Source organism: Hymenobacter persicinus, assembly GCF_004167665.1.
Taxonomy (GTDB): Bacteria; Bacteroidota; Bacteroidia; order Cytophagales; family Hymenobacteraceae; genus Hymenobacter; species Hymenobacter persicinus.
This window is the reverse complement of the sequence record NZ_SEWE01000126.1, coordinates 1-310: the sequence shown is the minus strand read 5'-3', so window position 1 is coordinate 310 and position 310 is coordinate 1. Positions and strand designations below refer to the sequence as shown.

Below are 310 nucleotides of genomic sequence, written 5' to 3'. Positions count from 1 at the left end.
AACACCGGCACCACGCCCCAGCTCTATACTTACACGCTGACGACCACCACGGCCGAAGGCTGCACCACTCAGGCTTCGGTGCGCATCACCGTCAACCCCGCCGCTGTGGCCGATGCCGGTCCGGATGCGGCCTTGTGCCCGGGCAGCACCGTGACGCTCGGCACGGCGGCCCGGACGGGTTACACTTACGCCTGGAGCCCGGCCACGAACCTGAGCAGCGCCACCACGGCCCGCCCGGTATTCACGGCTATCAACGCCACCCAGGCCCCGATTACGACCACCTACACCGTGACGGCCACCACGGCCCAGG

Annotated in this window: 1 pseudogene; it reads left to right on the top strand. The window is 69.0% G+C overall.

From position 1 onward, the window contains the following. Positions 1-310: pseudogene (locus EWM57_RS21345) on the top strand (hypothetical protein); the annotation flags it as partial.